Origin of the sequence: Rothia mucilaginosa (assembly GCF_001548235.1) — a bacterium.
Lineage (GTDB): Bacteria > Actinomycetota > Actinomycetes > Actinomycetales > Micrococcaceae > Rothia > Rothia mucilaginosa_B.
Genome location: NZ_AP014938.1, coordinates 1,723,586 through 1,742,562, shown reverse-complemented (window position 1 = coordinate 1,742,562; position 18,977 = coordinate 1,723,586). Strand labels below are relative to the sequence as shown.

Annotated in this window: 15 protein-coding genes; 3 read left to right on the top strand and 12 right to left on the bottom strand. The window is 59.6% G+C overall.

The window, feature by feature from the left end; genetic code table 11:
- Positions 1–301: 301 nt before the first annotated feature.
- Both RM6536_RS06830 and RM6536_RS06825 read right to left on the bottom strand, forming a co-directional pair.
- Positions 302–1,975, bottom strand: coding sequence for an AAA family ATPase (locus RM6536_RS06830; RefSeq protein WP_060824550.1), 1,674 nt, complete (start codon positions 1,973–1,975; stop codon positions 302–304).
- The gene (locus tag RM6536_RS06825; protein WP_060824904.1) at positions 1,972–2,664 is read right to left on the bottom strand and encodes an SAF domain-containing protein; all 693 of its coding nucleotides are present in this window, start codon (positions 2,662–2,664) and stop codon (positions 1,972–1,974) included. The genes RM6536_RS06830 and RM6536_RS06825 overlap by 4 nt, the downstream gene beginning before the upstream one ends.
- Before the next feature lie 360 nt (positions 2,665–3,024).
- On the opposite strand from RM6536_RS06825, the gene RM6536_RS06820 reads away from it, so the two are divergent.
- A complete protein-coding gene (locus tag RM6536_RS06820) occupies positions 3,025–3,258 on the top strand; it encodes a helix-turn-helix domain-containing protein (RefSeq protein ID WP_005505378.1) in 234 nt (77 codons plus the stop codon).
- A 189-nt stretch (positions 3,259–3,447) separates the two neighbouring features.
- On the opposite strand, the gene RM6536_RS06815 is transcribed toward RM6536_RS06820, so the two are convergent.
- Entirely contained in the window at positions 3,448–4,116 is a 669-nt protein-coding gene (locus RM6536_RS06815; RefSeq protein ID WP_060824549.1) for a hypothetical protein, read from the bottom strand.
- A 208-nt stretch (positions 4,117–4,324) separates the two neighbouring features.
- Here RM6536_RS06815 and RM6536_RS06810 point away from each other — a divergent pair, with 208 nt between their 5' ends.
- Both RM6536_RS06810 and RM6536_RS06805 read left to right on the top strand, forming a co-directional pair.
- Positions 4,325–5,365 (top strand): LysM peptidoglycan-binding domain-containing protein, encoded by a 1,041-nt coding sequence (locus tag RM6536_RS06810; protein ID WP_060824548.1) that lies wholly within the window; start codon positions 4,325–4,327, stop codon positions 5,363–5,365.
- 165 nt (positions 5,366–5,530) lie between these two features.
- Complete coding sequence (locus tag RM6536_RS06805) at positions 5,531–6,220, top strand: Rv3235 family protein (protein ID WP_060824547.1); 690 nt, start codon at positions 5,531–5,533, stop codon at positions 6,218–6,220.
- A gap of 105 nt (positions 6,221–6,325) precedes the next feature.
- On the opposite strand, the gene secA is transcribed toward RM6536_RS06805, so the two are convergent.
- The 9 genes from secA to mnmA all read right to left on the bottom strand — a co-directional run bounded on the left by secA (position 6,326) and on the right by mnmA (position 18,817).
- On the bottom strand, positions 6,326–8,941 hold the full coding sequence (gene secA / locus RM6536_RS06800) for a preprotein translocase subunit SecA (protein ID WP_060824546.1): 2,616 nt from the start codon (positions 8,939–8,941) through the stop codon (positions 6,326–6,328).
- A gap of 384 nt (positions 8,942–9,325) precedes the next feature.
- A complete protein-coding gene (hpf, locus tag RM6536_RS06795; RefSeq protein ID WP_231917948.1) occupies positions 9,326–9,967 on the bottom strand; it encodes a ribosome hibernation-promoting factor, HPF/YfiA family in 642 nt (213 codons plus the stop codon).
- A gap of 209 nt (positions 9,968–10,176) precedes the next feature.
- Positions 10,177–11,112, bottom strand: coding sequence for a ComF family protein (locus RM6536_RS06790; protein ID WP_081094663.1), 936 nt, complete (start codon positions 11,110–11,112; stop codon positions 10,177–10,179).
- Between the two features lie 41 nt (positions 11,113–11,153).
- Positions 11,154–12,860 carry an LpqB family beta-propeller domain-containing protein gene (locus tag RM6536_RS06785; protein WP_060824544.1) on the bottom strand — a complete coding sequence of 569 codons (1,707 nt, stop codon included), beginning with the start codon at positions 12,858–12,860 and terminating at the stop codon, positions 11,154–11,156.
- 247 nt (positions 12,861–13,107) lie between these two features.
- Complete coding sequence (mtrB, locus tag RM6536_RS06780) at positions 13,108–14,859, bottom strand: MtrAB system histidine kinase MtrB (RefSeq protein ID WP_060824543.1); 1,752 nt, start codon at positions 14,857–14,859, stop codon at positions 13,108–13,110.
- A 34-nt stretch (positions 14,860–14,893) separates the two neighbouring features.
- On the bottom strand, positions 14,894–15,595 hold the full coding sequence (gene mtrA / locus RM6536_RS06775) for an MtrAB system response regulator MtrA (RefSeq protein ID WP_081094662.1): 702 nt from the start codon (positions 15,593–15,595) through the stop codon (positions 14,894–14,896).
- Positions 15,596–15,650: 55 nt separating this feature from the next.
- Positions 15,651–16,949 (bottom strand): methionine synthase, encoded by a 1,299-nt coding sequence (locus tag RM6536_RS06770; RefSeq protein WP_060824542.1) that lies wholly within the window; start codon positions 16,947–16,949, stop codon positions 15,651–15,653.
- 131 nt (positions 16,950–17,080) lie between these two features.
- The gene (locus tag RM6536_RS06765) at positions 17,081–17,470 is read right to left on the bottom strand and encodes a chorismate mutase (RefSeq protein WP_060824541.1); all 390 of its coding nucleotides are present in this window, start codon (positions 17,468–17,470) and stop codon (positions 17,081–17,083) included.
- A 123-nt stretch (positions 17,471–17,593) separates the two neighbouring features.
- A complete protein-coding gene (gene mnmA, locus RM6536_RS06760) occupies positions 17,594–18,817 on the bottom strand; it encodes a tRNA 2-thiouridine(34) synthase MnmA (RefSeq protein ID WP_060824540.1) in 1,224 nt (407 codons plus the stop codon).
- Between the last annotated feature and the right edge of the window lie 160 nt (positions 18,818–18,977).

The following is an 18,977-nucleotide window of genomic DNA, read 5'->3' as shown; positions in this document are numbered from 1 at the left end:
TACGTGGAATAGTTTACAGAGCATTTCTTGAAGCAGGCTTTTATTCCCAAATATGACGCTGTGAGATGAGATGAAACCCTCAATTTTGAGATGAAATATTCGTGCTACTCCCCCGCCCTCACTATGCTTGAGGTGCAGAAAACCCGACCTGCCGGCGCTCCCAATGTCGGGACCGTATACCGGCAGGTCGGGTCTTCTTGTGTCCATTTCTGGCAGACAATAATGTTAGCGCTCTGGCCTCACGCTACGCGCCGGGCTTGACGCTATGCACCCGGCTTGATGTCGGGCGCTGAGGTTGACGCTATGCGCCGGCGCGTACCGCGTACATACCTTCAAGCATCGCTTCCAAGGACTGCACGACCGCGTGGCGGGGTGCGACCTCCAGCAGCGCTTCACCGTTACGGCGCAAACGGTCCATGACCTTACGCTCGTACGGGATCACGCCTGTGAGCGGAACCGACAGGTAGCGTGCCCAGTTATCGCGCATCTTCGCCTCGGGGTTGAATCCGGCGGCTTCGCGGCGGCTGCGGTTGAGCCAGTACTGCACATCCGTTTCGGGGGCGAAAAGATCCGGTCGCGACTGCACCTCGCGGGCAAGGTTAATCAGGCGCGGCAGGCCGATGACGTCCGCTTCACCGAGCGCAATTACGCGGTCGGCGCAGGCGAGCGCGGTGAGGGTCGCGGCGTTACGGCGCGGTGCCGGGCCGTCAAAGGTCAGTTCCTCGTCGACCTCGATGGGGGCGGCAACATCGCAGATGACCAGGTCGTAGCGGTGTTTGAGCCATTCGAGTACTTCGGCGAAGGCGCGGGCGCGCACCTCGGGCCAACGCGAGGAGGAAGTGATGCCGCTCAAGAAGTCGAAGGTGCCGTTTTTGAGGGGCACGCGCTCCATGATGGCTCCGGCTTTCTTCTCGTCGAGCTGGGCGCGGTCGGCGTCCGAGCAGAGAATTGCCAGACCGGAGCCGGTGTCCTCGAGCGCCATGAGCGCATCCAGGCTGGGCGCGTAGGTGTCTGCATCGATGAGGCAGACCTGCTGCCCCTGCTGCGCCGCGAGGGCGGCAAGGTTGAAGGCGATGGTGCTTCGACCGGGCGCGCCGTGAGTGCCCCAGACGGTCACAATTGTGCCGAGGCGGTGGCCCGGCTGGTAGCGGGAAGGCGCGGCGGGGTCCTGGTTGATGTCAGGGTGCTGCGGCAGGGTGCCGTCGTTATTCTCGTTCTGCACGTGCAGGGCGTAGTCGCTGCCGGGCGCGAAAGAGTCAACGATGGCGGCGGCCTGACTGAGCACGGATTCCTCGTTGCTGGGGGCGGTCGAGGAGGCTTCCGCCGGCTCAGGCGCACCGGGTGCCGGGGCGGCCGGTGCTGCGGGGTCGATTCCGTAGCCTCCGTAGTCGGCGCCGTAGTGTGCACCAGCATTTGTAGCAGCACCCGCGGCGGGATCATAGCCGTAGCCGCCCGCCCCATGGCCAGCAGCTCCGTTATCGTAACCGTAGCCACCGTACGCGCTGTCGTAGCCGTACCCTGCATCGTATCCGTAGCCTGCGTCCTGACCGTAGGCGGCGTGCGCCTCCGGCTGATGCACCGCCTGCGCGGGAGCCTGATTCGGGGTCTGTGCGGGAATGCCGTAGCCGGCGGCGGGTCGGGCGAGCGCCGCATCCACCGCTTGTTCGAGCGAGCCCAGAATCTCGTCGAGGGCAGCTTCGGGGCGGATGCGGTGCGCCTGCGTAGGCAGCGGCAGGTTGTCCGGGGCGATAACCGCCAAGAGCACTTCGGAGGCGGCGAGCGCGTCCACGGTGGAGGCGCTTATTTCGGCGGGCACGTGGGCACAGAGCAGTACGCGGGCGATGCCTGTATGTGCCATGCCCACGGCTTCACTGAAGTCCTGCACGGTGCGCGCCACGGAGACGCGGCCGCGCTGAGATTCGATGCGGGTCAGGAGCGAGCCGTCATCGCCGTAGAGGATGACGGGGATGTTCACTGGCCCTCCCCGTAGGTGCCGGGGATGAGGCTGATCTTGGAGTCGCTATTGCTTTCCTTGACGAGGGCGGCGAGGGCTTCTTCCTTGACCCACAGCTGCACGGTTGCCTTGCCGTTGGCGCCAAGCACGCCTTCGTCGACCGTTACAGCAACGATTTCAGCGTTGGTGACGATGGCGCGGGCGCCGTTTTCAGTGCGGTTATCGCTCTTGGTGTCGGGGTTGCGCGGGCCGGAGGTCCACACGTCCACGCGCTCGCCCGCCTTCAGCGAGGAGGCTGCCGCACGGTCAATGCTGACGGTGGCGAGACGGCGGCCCGGGGAGGTTTCGGTGCCTACGGATTCCTTGCTGATGAGGTTACCGGCGGGGATGCGCTGGGTGGCGATTTTGCCGTTCATCTGTGCGGCTTCGGCGCGGGTGAAGTACTTGTCTTTGGCGGAGTCGATGTTCGCTTCGACTCGGGTGAGTTTGTCTTCGGTAATCTTCTCGCCCAGGCGGATTTCGCTTTTGGCGGTGTAGTACTCGGTTTTGCTGTTGTTGGCTTGCACGTAGAGCTGCACGCCGGTAATGGAGACGAGCACGAGAAGTACACCGAGGATGAATCGCCAGTCTTTGATGGTGGGCCTTTTGAGGCGTTTGGCGTGGGGCTCGGTGAGGGTGGAACGCTTCGTCGCGTTCTGTCGTATGCGCATGATGTGGTTGTGCCTTTCGGTGCGGAAGCCGGCGGTGATTCCGGTGTTGTTCAACTGACCGATGAGCGAGTGGTGTGTTTTCGATAGTGCTTTGGTTGAGTCTGACACTAACCCTAACAGCATATTTCATTTAGTACTCTCTCTCAACAAGAGTCGTGTTTATGAAATATTTTTGAGTCTTGCCCCTTTTGAAGGGGTGATTAGATAACTTTTCGGCTCATATAAGACTTTTTGCAAGCAAATTCCACGGTGATGACATATACTGAAAGTACTCAATAGATGTTCACTACGAACTCTATTTCAAAGGCTGCTAACGGTAGCTAGGGGCCCAGGATTTCACTCACGGAAAGGAACAAATCGATGACTGCACCTCGTTTCCTCACTCTGAGCGACGTTGCCGAGGAGTTGCAGGTTTCACTTTCGCAGGTGCGTGCTCTGGTGCGTAGCGGCGAACTTCCCGCCATTCAGATTGGTGGACGTAACCAGTGGCGTATTGAGCGTTCTCGTTTTGAAGAGTACATTACCGAGCGCCACGAGCAGACTCTGGAGGCGATTGCTTCCGGCAAGCTCACCGCAAAGGCTAAGGTTGATTAGTATTTCAACATGCACCTCGCGGGCGTAATGCCCGAGTGCTTTAAAAGGTCCGCTTCTCTCGTTGAGATTTCAATGAGAGGGGCGGACCTTTTTGTGTTTATCGCTGCTTTTATAAGGGGTGTTTATAGTTGTCGAGGCGTTTTTACTGGTGTTCCAACGAACAGTGTTGCCCACTCTTACCCCTGTGCTCTAGCGTGAAATGCGGGCGATTACTGCGCTAATACGAGCCAGCGGGATGGTGCGCACGCCAGCACCGCGAGGTGCGCGGGAGTAGCCGAAGGCACCCTGACCGTAACCAGCCTGCCCATAACCGCTCTGCCCATAGGTTCCCTGTGCACCGTAGGCTGCACGCGCGTACTGGTCGCGCTCGTAGACGCGCGGGTACTGGCCGCCGTTGAGCAGGCGCAGTTCAAGGAAGTCGGCGCCGACTCGCTCGATCACGCCGTCGTAGCTGACGGTGCCACCTTCGAGGGAGAGGCGGACGGGTTCACGCGCCATGGCGAGGGAGCGCAGGGCGAGCTGGATTTTCATGCGGTAGCGTTCGGGGCGAATATCAGCGCGCCCGGGAGCGATGCCGCCCTCCCACCAGAGCATTCCGCGCAGGGGGATGATGATATTCTCGCCGCGCGCTTCGATGCTGACCCATTCTTCGCCGACCATTTCGAGCTTGCCTTCGTAGGTTTGCATGTCGGTGGCGCAGATGCGGATGGGGCCGCCAACCTGTGCGAGGAGGCGGTCGTCGAGGGTGATGGTGGAGTACTGGACGCGGGCGACTTGGCGGGCGTCCTGTTCCATATCCCAGGCGCGTTCGGAGGCGAGGCGCGCCTCAATGTCTCGTAGGAACTTTTCCATGCTCATGCTATGACCCTACCCGAGGATGGGTGCGGATACGAACCGGGGCCTTTTTCTGGTCAGACGGTGACTCTCAAGCCTGATTTTTGAAGCAAATTCCACCAAATTACATGTTTTTCATATATTTTGATGCGTTTTGCTTCATTTTTGGCGCGACCTCCTGTATAAATGAAGCAACACCAAAAGCTATCAAACACACTGTTTGGAGGTCATCGTGGACCATCTTCCCACTCCGGGCTCAGCCCCCGAAGCCTTCGCTTCACGCCGAGCCACCGCGCCTCGTACTGTCGGTGCAGGGGTAGCCAGCACCGGGGTAGCCGCCGTAACCAGCTCTGCAACCGAGTCCGGCGCTAGGGCAAACTACCAGGACGCGCTGCTCTTCATTGCCCCTCCTCTGCTTTCCGCGGCGGTCTTGGGCGCGTTGAGCGTGAACCTGCACCGCATCCCTTCGGCGCACCCGCTGACAGATGCCTCGTTGCTCTGCGCTGGCGCGGCGGCAATCCTCATTACCGTCTGGTGGTTCATCAGTTTTATCTACGCACTCTTCTACGCTTGGTCTTTGCGCGTTTCGAGCAATAATGCTGACCGTGCGGTGCTGAAGGTTCCGGCGTTTTTCCGTCCGCGTTTTATGCGCCGCATCGTTCTGACGCTCGGCGGCACGGCTCTTGGAGTGGGTGCGGTTTTGGCTCCCGCGCAGGCTACGGTGGTTACACCCAGTAGTGCCGGGGTAAACGGCACGGAGGGCATGCCGCAGACGACTATTTCGGCGGTCATGACCACAGATTCAATGGGCGCTGTACCTTCAACGAGCACCGTAGCTTCAACGAGCACCGTAGCTTCAACGAGCACCGCGGCGGCAGATACCAGTCCAGCCACCGTCTCAGATGCGGATCCCGCCAGTACCACCACGGACAGCACCACCCCGGAAGAACCCTCCGCTCCCCCGACGCTCTCTGCTGAGATTCCCGATATTCCGTTGGCTCCTCAACCCACGGAGGCGGCAGGCTCTCTGCAGGATCGCAGCCCGTTCTTCTCCCCTCCCCGCGCTGAGGCGGGCACCTACTCTTACACGGTCCAGGCGGGCGATACGCTCTGGTCCATTGCCGCCGAGCAGCTGGGTGAAGGCACCGATGCCTCCACCATTTACAACTACACTCTCGATATTTACGAGGCGAATAAGGACGCTCTGGGCCAGAACGCCGAGCTGCTTTACGAGGGGCAGGTTCTGCAGATTCCCGATCAGCCCATTCATTAGCCCCCCCCCTCACTACCTCAATTCGCCATCTCAATTCCGCCATCTCAATTCCGCGGCCTCGGTTCTTCTACCTCGCCCGATAGCTTTTCATTCACTCAATTTCATTCGCTCAGTCTCATTCGCTCAACCCACCTCACACATCTTTCTGCACCGAAAGGAGCCGTCATGAGCTTCGCCAACCTTCTCCCCCGCGCCCCATGGACGCCGCAGCATCCTCCGGCTACCCAACATTCTCAGCCTGCGCAGCCCGCCTCCCGTAACGATCAGCCCGTCAGCCCGTATTCAAAGCGTCAGGCGGCAGGCACCTCCCAGGCTCAGCCTGTGACTGCCGAGCAGGTCGCTCCGCTACCGGAGCAAGGGCAGGGCACGATGGCTCTGGTGCAGAGGAGGAACAGCCCGTCGGTCTATTCGCTGTTGCCACTGCCGCGTTATGAGCAGCATACGGCGCAGCGCCCGCCGGTGGCGAAAAGGGGCCGCCCGTTGCGTCCTGCGGATGCGCTGGCTCGCCAGCTGGAGGGTCGTTGCGCGGGTGTGGCAATTGCTTACCTGGAGATCATGTCGGCTCGTCGTTCGCGTCAGCAGCTGGCGCAGTGGGTGTCAGCGGATTGCTTCCACCGCCTGCTACCGTTCTTCCCGAAGAACCCGCGTCAGGTGCGCAAGGAGATGCTGCTGACTCTTCCGCCGGTTCTGCTGCGGGTGCGAGCGCAGAGGGTGCACGAGGAGCTCTACGAGGTGGTGGCGCTGCTGCGTTGTGCGGATAAGGTTCGCGTGGTGACCATGCAGATGCGCCTGATTTACGGCACCTGGCTGATTACTTCCATCGAGCAGCCGCAGAGCCGCGTGGACGAAGACTAAGGTTTCCGGCACAAAACAGACGCAGACACTCAGAGAGGGTGCGAATCCGGTATTGGATTCGTACCCTCTCTGCGCGTCTATAGCGTTTCAGTTTTTAGGCTGAGACTACTTTTCCTTCGAACGCTCCACATGAACCTGCTCGTGGCCGTCCTCATCCGGGGCGGAGTACTGCAGGAACTTCGGGCGCGAAGGCTCAGCCAGGCGCACGGCAGAAGCCTGAGTGCGCTGCTTGGACAGGTCCAGGTTGAACAGGTAGGTCACGGTCTCTTCACGAATCGCGCCGAGCATCGCCTGGTACATGTCGTAGCCTTCACGCTGGTACTCAACCAGCGGGTCACGCTGAGCCATCGCACGCAGACCGATACCTTCCTTGAGGTATTCCATCTCGTACAGGTGCTCGGGCCAGCGCTCGCCAATGACGGACAGCATGACGCGGCGTTCAATTTCGCGCATGCTCTCTTCGCCGACGCTCTTTTCACGCTCATCGTAGATGAGGTGTGCGTCCGCCAAAACTTCCTTCACGATCTGGTCGCGAGTAATCTTGGTGCGGTCGCCGGCGTCTTCTGCCAGGTCGTCCACGGTGATGGAGATGGGGTACACCTGCTTGAGTGCGTCCCAGAGCTCGTCGAAGTCCCAGTCCTCGGCGTGGCCCTCGGAGACGCGGGCGTCAATGATGGTGGTCAGCACCTCGTCCACGAAGCCGGAAATCTGTTCCTTCAGGTCGTCACCGTGCAGGATGCGGCCGCGGTCCTTGTAGATCGCTTCGCGCTGGCGGTTGAGCACATCGTCATACTTGAGCACGTTCTTACGCTGCTCAGCGTTACGACCCTCAACGTTTGCCTGTGCGGTAGCAATAGCGCGGCTAACGATCTTGGAGTCCAGTGCGGAGTCCTCGGGGGCTGCCGCCATGAGGCGGGTTGCCATGCCGGTGTTGAATAGGCGCATCAGTTCGTCGGTCAGAGACAGGTAGAAGCGGGACTCACCCGGGTCGCCCTGACGGCCGGAACGACCGCGCAGCTGGTTGTCGATGCGGCGGGACTCGTGACGCTCAGTGCCGAGCACGTACAGGCCACCGAGCTTGGTGACTTCCTCGTGCTCTTCCTTAGCGGCGTCTTCGCAGGCCTTCAGGACCTCGGGCCAGCGTGCCTCGTACTCTTCGGAGTTGGTGTTCGGGTCCAGGCCGAGCTCGCGCATCTTCTCGACGGCCTCAAATTCGGGGTTACCGCCGAGCATAATGTCGGTACCGCGACCAGCCATGTTGGTTGCCACGGTGACGGCGCCCTTACGGCCCGCCTGGGCGACAATAGCTGCCTCACGCTCGTTGTTCTTTGCGTTCAGCACCTCGTGGCGCACGCCTGCCTTCGCCAGCTGGCGGGAAAGGTACTCGGAGTTCTCCACGCTTGCGGTACCGACCAGAATCGGCTGGCCCTTTTCGTGGCGTTCCTTAATGTCCTTGACGACCGCCTTGAACTTGGCGATTTCGTCGCGGTACACCTTATCGGGGTTGTCGATGCGCTGCACACCCTTGTTGGTGGGGATGGGCACCACGCCGAGCTCGTAGGTGTTCATGAACTCTGCCGCTTCGGTTTCCGCGGTACCGGTCATGCCAGCCAGCTTGTCGTACATGCGGAAGTAGTTCTGCAGGGTCACGGTCGCCATGGTCTGGTTCTCAGGCTTGATTTCGACGCCTTCCTTCGCCTCAATCGCCTGGTGGATGCCGTCGTTGTAGCGGCGGCCCGGCAGGATACGACCGGTGTGCTCGTCAACAATCAGGACTTCGCCGTCAATGACCACGTAGTCCTTGTTGTTAGTGAACAGCTCCTTTGCCTTAATGGAGTTGTTCAGGAAGCCAATGAGCGGGGTGTTCTTGGATTCGTAGAGGTTCTTCACACCCAGGTGGTCTTCCACCTTGTCAATGCCGGATTCGAGGATGCCGACGGTGCGCTTCTTCTCGTCCACCTCGTAGTCTTCATCGCGCTTGAGCATCGTTGCGGCGATGCGCGCGAACTCTGCGTACCAGCGGTTTGCCTCGCCAGCGGCGGGTCCGGAAATGATTAGAGGGGTACGCGCCTCATCGATCAGGATGGAGTCCACCTCATCGATAATGGCGAAGTTGTGGCCGCGCTGAACCTGCTCCTCCACGGTCCATGCCATGTTGTCACGCAGGTAGTCGAAGCCGAACTCGTTGTTCGTACCGTAGGTGATGTCTGCGGCGTACTGCTTACGACGCTCGTCCGGCTCCATGGAGGAGAGAATCACGCCGCACTCCATACCGAGGAAGCGGAACACGCGACCCATGAGGTTTGCCTGGTACTCAGCCAGGTAGTCGTTCACAGTCACAATGTGAACGCCCTTGCCGCTCAGCGCGTTCAGGTATGCGGGCAGGGTCGCGACGAGGGTCTTACCCTCACCGGTCTTCATTTCGGCAATGTTGCCCAGGTGCAGCGCAGCGCCACCCATCACCTGCACGTCGTAGTGGCGCTTGCCCAGGGTACGCTTGGACGCTTCGCGGACTACCGCGAAGGCCTCCGGCAGCAGAATATCGAGGGATTCGCCGTCCTTGACGCGCTCGCGGAACTTGTCGGTCTCTGCTCGCAGTTCCTCATCGGTCATAGATGCGAAGCTGTCCTCGAGCGAGTTCACCGCCTTAGTGTACGCTTCGAGCTGTCGCAGAACCCTCTTATCGCCGGTTCGGAGGATTTTCTCCAAGAAAGATGCCACTGAGCTTCTACTCCTTGCTTGTTTCGGTACCCTCACCAAGGGCGCGCGAAAGTGCGCGCGGTGAGGCCTTCCTACATATTGTATGGCAGAGCCGCCTAATTCGCCCGTCCGAGCTCTTTTTTACGCTGTGCGCCCACGAGGTGACATTTGGTGACGCTCGAATCTTTCACCTTCCGCTTGAAGCCGAGCCGCGCCATCCGGCTGAAGGAACGAGCATGTAGGTTGCAGGAACGGGCACGTAGAAGGCGTGGTAGAAGGCACAGAAAACCCGGGTACCTCAACAGTACGCAGAGTACTGTCGGAGGCACCCGGGCCTTGAGCCTGCTCACTGAGCATGCCGCCTGAGAGAGTCATGCGCCTCAGCAATCAGCAGGTACGTTAGTTTTACTCGTTGTCCAGAGTAATGATGCCGTAGCTCCAGCCCTTACGACGGTATGCCGCAGCCGGTGCGCCGGTCTCGCTGTCAATGTACAGGTAGAAGTCGTGGCCGACCAGTTCCATACGGTCAACAGCTTCTGCGGGAGTCAGACGCTCGCCCTTGAAGCTCTTGTGGCGAATCTCGATGGGAGATGCTGCTTCATCGGCGAGGGTGACCTCGCTGTTATCGAATGCTGCTTCTTCCACCGGAACATCCGGCAACAGAATCTCGGTAATTGCTTCGGTGACCACGGGAATCGAGCCGGTAGCGTCCGCAACAGAGACGGGGTGCTTGCCACCGCGCTTGTACAGCTTGCGGCGGTCACGTGCACGGCGCAGACGCTCCAGGAGCTTGCCGTAGGTTTCATCGAAGACCGCGAACTTGTCGTGACCCTGGGCTTCGGAACGGAGGACAGGGCCGGTACCAACAACGGTAATCTCAACGCGGATGGACTCGCCACCCAGATGACCGTCCTTGCTGAACTTGACGTCAATGTCCTTCACGTTATCGCCGAGCTGAGCGAACTTCTGAACCTTGTCGCTCACGTACTCTTCCAGGCGTTCGGTGACCTTGATATTGCGGCCGTAGATGTTGACTTCCACGATCATTCCCTCCAGGTTGGGGGCTTATACCGCGTCCGGCTGGACCCGGTACGGGGGTTCGACTCCAATGCCGTTCCCTTGTATATATTCTAGTACGGAACATGGTTTATATCACTAGATATGACAAATATTTAGCTCAAATAATAGCTATTCGTTCGTCTGCGAACTTTATTCGCCAAAAATCGTGTATCTCTTGCAACTAACTACAAGAAACGCTATGTCTGAGCTTTTTTCGGTACCGCCGCCACGGCGCACACGCCCAGCACCCGCGAACCTGACTCCTGCAGCACGCGCACCATCTCAGAGGCGGTCGCGCCGGTGGTCACCACATCATCGCAAATAATGCTCACCCGACCCGCGCACAGGGCAGGTTCCATGACGCGCAAGGCACCGTGCATCCGCTCGGCGCGGCCCACAGCTCCCAGGCTCTTCTGCTCGTTCTTTGCCTCAGCAGCACCGAGGAGAGAAGACACCATACGAGAAGATGAGGAGGCGCCGCTCCCCCGTTGCGTGCGAGGCGCATAACCAATGACATCCACGGCACGCACCCGCACCGATGCGGGTAGCCGCTGATTGAGCTGACGCGCCGCCTCCTGCACCAGAAGATTCGCCGGCGCATAGCCGCGGCGGCGCACACTCTGCGCCGAGGACGGCGCCGGAACCAGCAGAACCTCAACCGAATCAGAAAATCCAGTCCCTGTCTGAATAGTCCTTGCCTGAACAGTCCCTGCCTGAAGCTCAGCCCGATGCGCCCGAAGAAGCTCATACACGCTACGCGCCAACCCCTCACCCAGTAGGGGCAGCAAGTCAGTGCGTCCCGCGTTCTTCAACGCCAACAGGGCACGCGGCATAATCCCCTCATAACGGGATGCCGCACGCACCTCAGGAACATGACCAGCAACGCTGTCGCCAGAAGATAGGGGCTGCAGAACGTGTACTCGCTCCACACGCGCCAACGCCGATTGCAGCTGCGGCAGGCACGCCTCACACAGCGGCGTACCGGAACCATAGGCAACCGGCACCGCACAGCACGGGCAGGTACGCGGCATCAGAACCTCGCCCAAAGACCCGCCAGCGCTCCTGAGAGCGCCAGCAAGCCGGGTGAGGGACCCGTTCACGGGCTTGTTCAAACCACGCTGTCCTGAACTCACCGAAAGCAACCTTTCCGCGCGCTATACCCGGTGCCCCCAGGCTAACCGGCGTAACTAATTTCGTGCAGAGTCGTATCCAGACGGATCCAGCCGCGCTCCTCCATCAGGTAGCACGAACCGTCAGAACGGTGAGCAATAATATTCGACGTATTATCCGCCGTCGAAATGGTCATCACACCATCCAGACGGTCCAGCTTCGTCTCTTCACCGCTGAGGGAAATCACCTCAGACTCACCATTCTTCACGTTCACCACCACGACGCTCTGGTCGCCAGCCCAACGGGCATTACGCGGAGTCACGGAAGAGCTCAGGCGCACCATCTCCGTCAGACGCAGAGGCTTGCCGGCATCATCACGCACAATACCGGAAATAATCACAGCCGACGCACCCTCAGTAGAGGCCACAATCGCTATGCGGGCACCATCGTGAGAAACGTTCACGCTCGTAAAGCTCAAATTACGTTGCCAGGACAGGCCAATATCCACGCCGCGCTCACGCTCATTCGCGTCCTCGGAATCCGGCTTGAAGGCACGAACAATGCCCCCACCATCAGCAGCCCACACCCAGCCGTACGCATCAAAGCTGGGGGCAGTCAGCGCGGTACTCTGCCACACGCGGCGGGCAGTACCCTGATACACCGTGTACAGGCTCGCAGCATCATTCGCCAAGCAGGCGTAGACATCAGCCGAATAGCCCATCGCCGGGGAGCTCAACTGGCTCACGCCACGCAGAAGCAACTGCTCACCCGCATTGCTCATATAGTCATCGCGCGCCACCATCTGGCCGTTCGAATTAATAGCAACCGTGCGGGCGGGAACACCCGGGTTCAGCTTCACCGCAGAAAAACCGCTCGGTGCATTCTCAGGAATCAAAGTGCCGTTGTAGAACACCTCGGTCTTGCCCAGGCCGGAGAAGTTCTCCAGACCGTGCATAATCTGCTCACGCACACGCGCCAAACGGTTATCGTCCAGGCGCTCACCCGACAGGCGAACCAGCACATCCTGGTTATCGCTCATGCTCGCGGTCTCAAGGCTCATCGACTCGTTCAACGCCGAGAACGCGACGTCCTTCAGGTAGGACGCCGGACCAATCATGAGGGTACGCACCAACATCTCAAAATAGCGGTCTGTATGCGGGAACCAACGAATATCAGGCACAGCATAACGGAACGCACGATCATAGAAATACAGGCGGCACGGGCTAAACACACGCTCAAACTCAGTGCCGTCCAGCCACAACCCATCCGGGCACGAGTTAATGCGCCACTGGTTATCCTCCATGACCATCGTGAAATCATGAGTCTCAGTCTGAGCCTCCGGGAAGGTGCTCGTAATACCCTGACTATTCACAGTCGCCGTCTGCTGGAAACGCACATGATACATGCCCTCAGCATGGCCGCTATCGTCACTACGCGCCTGCACCGTATTACGGTACACACGAGTCGTACCCATAGGATTCCAACGGCCCGCAAAGGAAGAGCTCAAATACTGGCGCGCCACCGCATAGTTCTCGATGCTATCCACACCGGCACGCACAAAACCCTCAATAATTGCCTCGGGGGTAGCACCGGCCAGCGGACCCGGCGCACGCGCCGGAGAAGTATTAACGCTCTTCACATCCAGACCGCTACTGTGCTGAGTCACTCGGTCGTTCGTGGGAAGACCCGCGCAAGAGCTCACGAGCGTCGCCAAAGACACCGCACCCCAAGACAGCGCGGCGCGTCGAGAAACAATAGCCCTATGAGACATGGAGGTCTCTTAACCTTCCTCTACGAACAAAGACAAACAATCACCAGCTAAGGCTACAGGCCGTCGCAGCGCGGTGAAAAGATAACCACAGCGAAATAACAACGCTGTGAAAATACACTTGCATTGATTGTACTGGGTTAACAGTGCAAATACGCAAGGATATGCGTAAGGATAAGCGCAAATACAATCGCACCGACCCCAATCCCCCGCTCTACGGCAGAAATCGGAGCCTCTCTCCTACCGACCGTTAGAGGTTATCCCCAATGTTCGTGCGGGGAGCGATATTGGGCAATGTATCCTTCGCGGTTGCCGAATGATGCGAAGTTACCTCAGGCTCACCCGTCACAAGAACCGGCGACTTGCCCAAAGGCGCACCGTGTACCAGCGGCAGGTTCATCGTGAAGCAGGCACCGCGGCCCTTCTCGCCCCACGCCTCAATCGTGCCGCCGTGCAGACGCACATCCTCAGCAGCAATCGACAGACCCAGACCAGTACCGCCCAGGGTGCGCTTACGCGAAGTATCAGCACGCCAGAAACGGTTGAACACCTGAACGGCCTCATCCTCAGACAGACCGATACCGTGGTCACGCACCGCAACGCCCAGGTTCGTGGCGTTCGCACCCACGTACACGTCAATCGGTCGGGACTCGCCGTGCTCAATCGCGTTGTACAGCAGGTTACGCAGCACACGCTCAATACGCACACGGTCCATATCCACCATGATGCTCTCATGGCTCGTATGCACGTTCAGCTTCGTGTTCGTACGCTCCAGGTGCGGCAGAGCCTCCTGCAGAATATTCGACAGCACACGCATGAAGTCTTCAGTATCGATGGTCAGCATTGCGCTACCGGCATCGAAACGAGAAATTTCCAGCAGGTCAGCAAGCATCGACTGGAAACGATCCACCTGATCGTGCAGAAGCTCCACAGTGCGACCCAGCGGCCGGTCCATATCCCCACGCGAATCGTACAGAAGCTCAGTACCCAAACGCACCGTCGCCAGCGGAGTACGCAACTCATGCGACACGTCAGACACAAAGCGCTGCTGCAAAGTCGACAGGCGCTCCAGCTGAACAATCTTCTCCTGCAACGAATCAGCCATCAGGTTGAACGAATAACCCAGACGCGCCGCCTGATGCTCACCATTCACCGACACACGCTGATCCAGGTCACCGGCAGCCAGCTTCTCCGCCGTAATAGCGGTCTGCGTAATCGGGCGGACCACAAAACGAGTCACAATCCACACCACAGAAAGCACCACAGTAAGCAGCGCACAGAAACCACCAAAAAGAACAAAGTTAATATGCGCAATCGTGGCGGAAGAATCCGTCATATCGTACACAAGGAACAAACCGTAATTAGGGTTCTGTGCAATAGAAATATGTGTACCAACAATAAGCACCGGATAGGTACGCTCACGATTATTTTCGATAGTCGTCACCGTAGACGTCTGCCAGAAAATACCGTCTTTATCGCGAACAGTTGTTTTGAAATCATTCGGAATACTCGAAGAATTCAAAGAATTATTACTACTCTGCTCGGGAATAAAGCCCTGCTTACCTTGACCTTCCAAAGGCACAAGAATCCAATTGCGCTTACCCGAACTACCCGCATCCAAGACGGTCAGGGTACGGCTCACATTACGGCGAATCTCGCTGTCACTACGAGCCTCAGAGGAGTCCAGCACACTCTGAACGTTACGGAAACCACTCTCCGATTCCGCCAGCGCCTGAGACTTCTGATTCTCAAAAAGACTCGACGCAATCTGGCTCGACAAGGACCAACCCACCATCAAGAAGCTCAGGAACATCATGATGCCCGCAGTAGCCAAAGCACGGAACTGCAGAGATTCCTTCCACAGACGCTGAGCGCGCTGCATCAGGCTCCTACGCGGCTTCTGCGCCTTACGCGGCTTGGAAGTGCGGGTACGCGAAGAGGCGGAGGCTACCGCCTCCGCCGTCAAAGCGCCGTGCTCGTGGCTCGACTTCGCAACAGACAATCAGGTTATCCCTTCGCCTATGAATAGGTTCCGATTAGCTACCGGAAGATCCCACCAGCTCAGCCGGAATCTTGTAGCCAACACCACGGACCGTCTGAATGAAACGATCCGCACCCAGCTCATCAAACTTAGCGCGCAAACGCTGGACATGCACGTTTACCAGCGAATCACTCACATCAGTGTAACCCCAGACCATGTCCAGCAGTTCCTGACGGCTCAATGCCTGACCCGGGTGACGCACCAGCGCAGCCAGCAGGTCAAACTCCAGAGGAGTCATCGGAACCTCAGTGCTGTGGTACTTGACGGTACGACCATCCATATCCATGACAATATCGCCAATGGACACCACCAGCTGACGGCTCTCACGCGGACGCAAACGGGTACGGATACGCGCCAACAATTCAGCGTGCTTAAAAGGCTTAGCAATGTAATCATCAGCGCCAGCCTCAAGACCCTTAACAACATCTTCAGTGTCGCTTTTAGCGGTCAACATAATAATCGGCACATTGGAAGAGCGGCGAATTTGCTGGCACACCTCGATACCGTTCATGCCAGGAAGCATCAAATCCAAAAGCACCAAATCGGGAGTGGAGCGCATAAAAGTTTCAAAAGCGCGGCTACCATTTTCGCAGAAAACAGCGTTAAAGCCCTCTTGCGCGAGTACGAGGCCAATCATTTCCGCCAGAGCATCATCGTCATCAACCACCAAAATGGTGTGTGCGTCGCTTGCGCTCACAGTACCTCCCTAAAGAATTGTCGTAAATACATATTTAAAAATGCTGATTCTCTAATCATACCGCGCACTCAGCCAATGCACGGGCACACTCTGTCACCCGCGCCAGCGAAGCCGTGGCATCTAGCACACTCACCGTACCCGGGGTGGATGCAGAAGGTGCCGAACCCGTTTGCGGGCGCTCATCGGCCATCAAACCCACCGCACTCAACTTCGTCGGTTTAAGACCAACCTCACGCCACAGGCTGTACAGGCGGCGCGCCTGATCGGGAACCCACGCAGAAGTCACCACCGGCAGCCACAGCTGAGCATTCGCCTCCAGAAGCTGCGCTACAGGTTCCCAGGAACGAGGGTCGCTCAGCGGCGGAACCTGCAGCATGCCCGGCCCCTTGAGGCGAGCACGGTCAGGATGCAGCAGCAAAGCACAGGGAGCGGCGCCCTCAACCTGCATAGCTTTCAACAGCGCCACAGCGTCAAGGGCGGGACGGGGCTGGGTCAGAAGCTTCAGCTCCTGCACCGGTTTGAGCGCGGTGCCGTCAACATCCAGGATGAGCTGCAGATTGAGTTCAGCAAAACGCTCCGCCACTCGACGGTACACCTGCTGATAGTAGTGAGGTTGCAACGCCGACAGGGAACGGAAACCACTTACGGTAGGAATGGAGCCCTCCAGCAGACGCTGAAACTCCGATTCGTCCAGTTGCACGGCAATCAGCGCCCGGGGAGCCTGCAGAGCCTCACGTAGAGACTCCACCCAACGCTCCAGGCCTTCCAGGAACGATTCCAGCAGGTCACGGCTCGCCCCTGCATCACTGATAACGCGCTCGCCACCGGGTAGGTAGATGCCCGCGGCAAGAGTCAGCGGTCCGACCAGCTGAATCTTATACACCGGGGCCTGTCCTGAGCCGAAACGTTTCTTCTGCGCGCCCACGCGATCAGCTAGAAGGTTGATGTCCGAAAGCAGACGGTCCTGCGCCAGGGCAGACTCGCGCGCTCCCCTGCCGCCGCTATGCACCATGCGCCAGCCAAACGAGGCACCGTCAAATGCAAGCCCCTCGCACACTGCCAGGGTGCGTGCCAGCGGGGTACTCCTCCAGCCCAGCGCCGGCAGATGCGGTAGGAACGGCAGGTGCGGGGCGCCCAGTTCACCTTCCACGCGGGACATCGCCTCGCCCAAATCGTCGCCGGGAAAATCGCCCCGGCCGCTGGCACGCACTAGCGGACGCTCAGTAGCGAGCGCGGCGAGGTCCTGTTCGGTCAGTTCGTCCCCTTCGGGGGCGCGGTACTCACCGAGCAGTAGCAGGCGCTCCGGCACCGGCTCGGTGCGGGCATTCTGGCGGGAAGAAGATTGAGGGAGCATAAACGGGTGAGGTTAAGGCAGGTTAGGGAAAAGTACGGGCAGATCGAAGCTCTGCCGATGGAAGCTCAGCACGGTGGAAGCTCAGCACAGCTAAGAGCGGGGCTTTGGGAGAGGCAGAAGTTTTCAGGCTCTTAGCTTTCAGATTGTTCAGTCTCTTCGTCCTGGTCAGCGTGCTCGTTCGCGATACGCACGTGGTGGCGAATCACCTCAGAGATGATGAAGTTCAGGAACTTCTCCGCGAACTCCGGGTCCAGGCTGGATTCCTTCGCCATGGCACGCAGGCGAGCAATCTGCGCCTCTTCACGGCCGGGGTCGCCGGCGGGCAGGTTGTGCTCAGCCTTCAGGATGCCCACGCGCTTAGTTGCCTGAAAACGCTCCGCGAGGATGTGCACCAGCGCTGCATCGAAGTTGTCGATGGAGCGGCGCATGGCGAAGAGCTCCTCGTAGACCTCCGGTGCGACTTCATCGCCCATGGAGGTGGCGTGGGGATCAAATTCGCAGGACGTGTGTTCGGCAGTCATCGGTCTCTCCTCAGTTCGGTTGTGGTCTTCTGTGCGTTGCGTTCAAGCAGGCTATTGCGGCAATAGTCGCAACAGTTGGGGATAGCGAGGTGCGCGGTTATTCCGTGCAGCTATTCGGTGCGGCTAGTCGGCGCTGGTGGAGGCGCCAGCAGACAGGGTTTCCTGAATGTCTTCGCGGTCCAGCGAGTAGGCGCGGGCGATGGTGGACTGGCCCAGCACGCGGGTGCCCTGGTAGAGCACCATGGTCTGTCCCGGTGCCACGCCGGAGAGCGGATCCAGCAGGCGCACTACGGTTTCCAGACGCAGCGCGCCTTCTTCTTCAGCTTCGGGGTCGGGTGCCCAGGTCATGTATGCCTTGGCACGGACCGGGTCAGCGTGCGCGCGCACCTGCGCGGTCACCTCGAACTCTTCGCTGCGAGCGCCCAGCTGTGCGGGCTCTTCGAGGAAGCGTGCCGCCTGATCTACGGGTACGCCCGCCCAGGTGGCGCGGATACCGCGGATTTCGTGCACTGCAAGCAGCTCGCGGGAGCCGACGATGACTTCGTTTTCCTTGGGGCGCACTTCCAGCACGAAGCGGGGCTTGCCGTCGGGGGCGGGGCGGCCCAGTGCCAGGCCCTTGCGCTGGCCTACGGTGTATGCCTGCGCGCCGGGGTGCTCGCCGAGCACCTCGCCGTGCGTGTCCTTGATGAGGCCGGGGCGCATTGTGATGTGGTCGCCCAGCCAGGCGCGGGTGTCACCTTCGGGGATGAAGCAGATGTCGTAGGAGTCCGGCTTCTTCGCCACGGAGAAGCCGCGTTCTGCCGCCTCCGCGCGTACCTGTGCCTTGGAGGGGGTGTCCGCCAGGGGGAACCAGGCGTGCTTGAGCTGTTCGTGGGTGAGCACACCGAGCACGTAGGACTGGTCCTTGGCCCAGTCGGCGGCGCGGTGCAGTTCGCGGTTGCCGTCTTCGGTGGTGATGACGCGGGCGTAGTGGCCGGTCACCACGGCGTCGAAGCCGAGTGCGAGGGCGCGTTCGAGGAGCGCGGCGAACTTGATCTTTTCGTTGCAGCGCATGCAGGGGTTGGGGGTTCGTCCGGCTTCGTATTCGGAGATGAAGTCGTCGACGACGTCTTCCTTGAAGCGTTCGGAGAAGTCCCAGACGAAGAAGGGGATGCCCAGCTGGGAGCAGACGCGGCGGGCGTCCATGGAGTCTTCGAGGGTGCAACAGCCGCGGGATCCGGTACGCAGGGTGCCGGGCATGCGGGATAGAGCGAGGTGAACGCCGACTACTTCGTGTCCTGCTTCTACGGCGCGGGCTGCGGCGACTGCGGAGTCAACGCCGCCACTCATAGCTGCAAGAATTTTCACTGCCTATCCTTCTGTTGTGTTGAGCCTTCCAGAAAAGTACGCCCTGTTGGTGCGGGCGGACTTTCCGTTACTGTAGCTACCCATTGTACGCAGGGGCTCGTCGGGATACTGGGCAGTGCACCCTCAGCCAGCCCTCAGCGAACGCTGAGATGGCGGGCTG

Bases quoted from the DNA above. Each gene is read 5' to 3' on its own strand.
- RM6536_RS06825 (WP_060824904.1), bottom strand. From the start codon at position 2,664: ATGCGCATACGACAGAACGCGACGAAGCGTTCCACCCTCACCGAGCCC.
- RM6536_RS06820 (WP_005505378.1), top strand. From the start codon at position 3,025: ATGACTGCACCTCGTTTCCTCACTCTGAGCGACGTTGCCGAGGAGTTG.
- RM6536_RS06815 (WP_060824549.1), bottom strand. From the start codon at position 4,116: ATGAGCATGGAAAAGTTCCTACGAGACATTGAGGCGCGCCTCGCCTCC.
- RM6536_RS06805 (WP_060824547.1), top strand. From the start codon at position 5,531: ATGAGCTTCGCCAACCTTCTCCCCCGCGCCCCATGGACGCCGCAGCAT.
- hpf (WP_231917948.1), bottom strand. From the start codon at position 9,967: ATGATCGTGGAAGTCAACATCTACGGCCGCAATATCAAGGTCACCGAA.
- RM6536_RS06785 (WP_060824544.1), bottom strand. From the start codon at position 12,860: ATGTCTCATAGGGCTATTGTTTCTCGACGCGCCGCGCTGTCTTGGGGT.
- RM6536_RS06770 (WP_060824542.1), bottom strand. From the start codon at position 16,949: ATGCTCCCTCAATCTTCTTCCCGCCAGAATGCCCGCACCGAGCCGGTG.
- RM6536_RS06765 (WP_060824541.1), bottom strand. From the start codon at position 17,470: ATGACTGCCGAACACACGTCCTGCGAATTTGATCCCCACGCCACCTCC.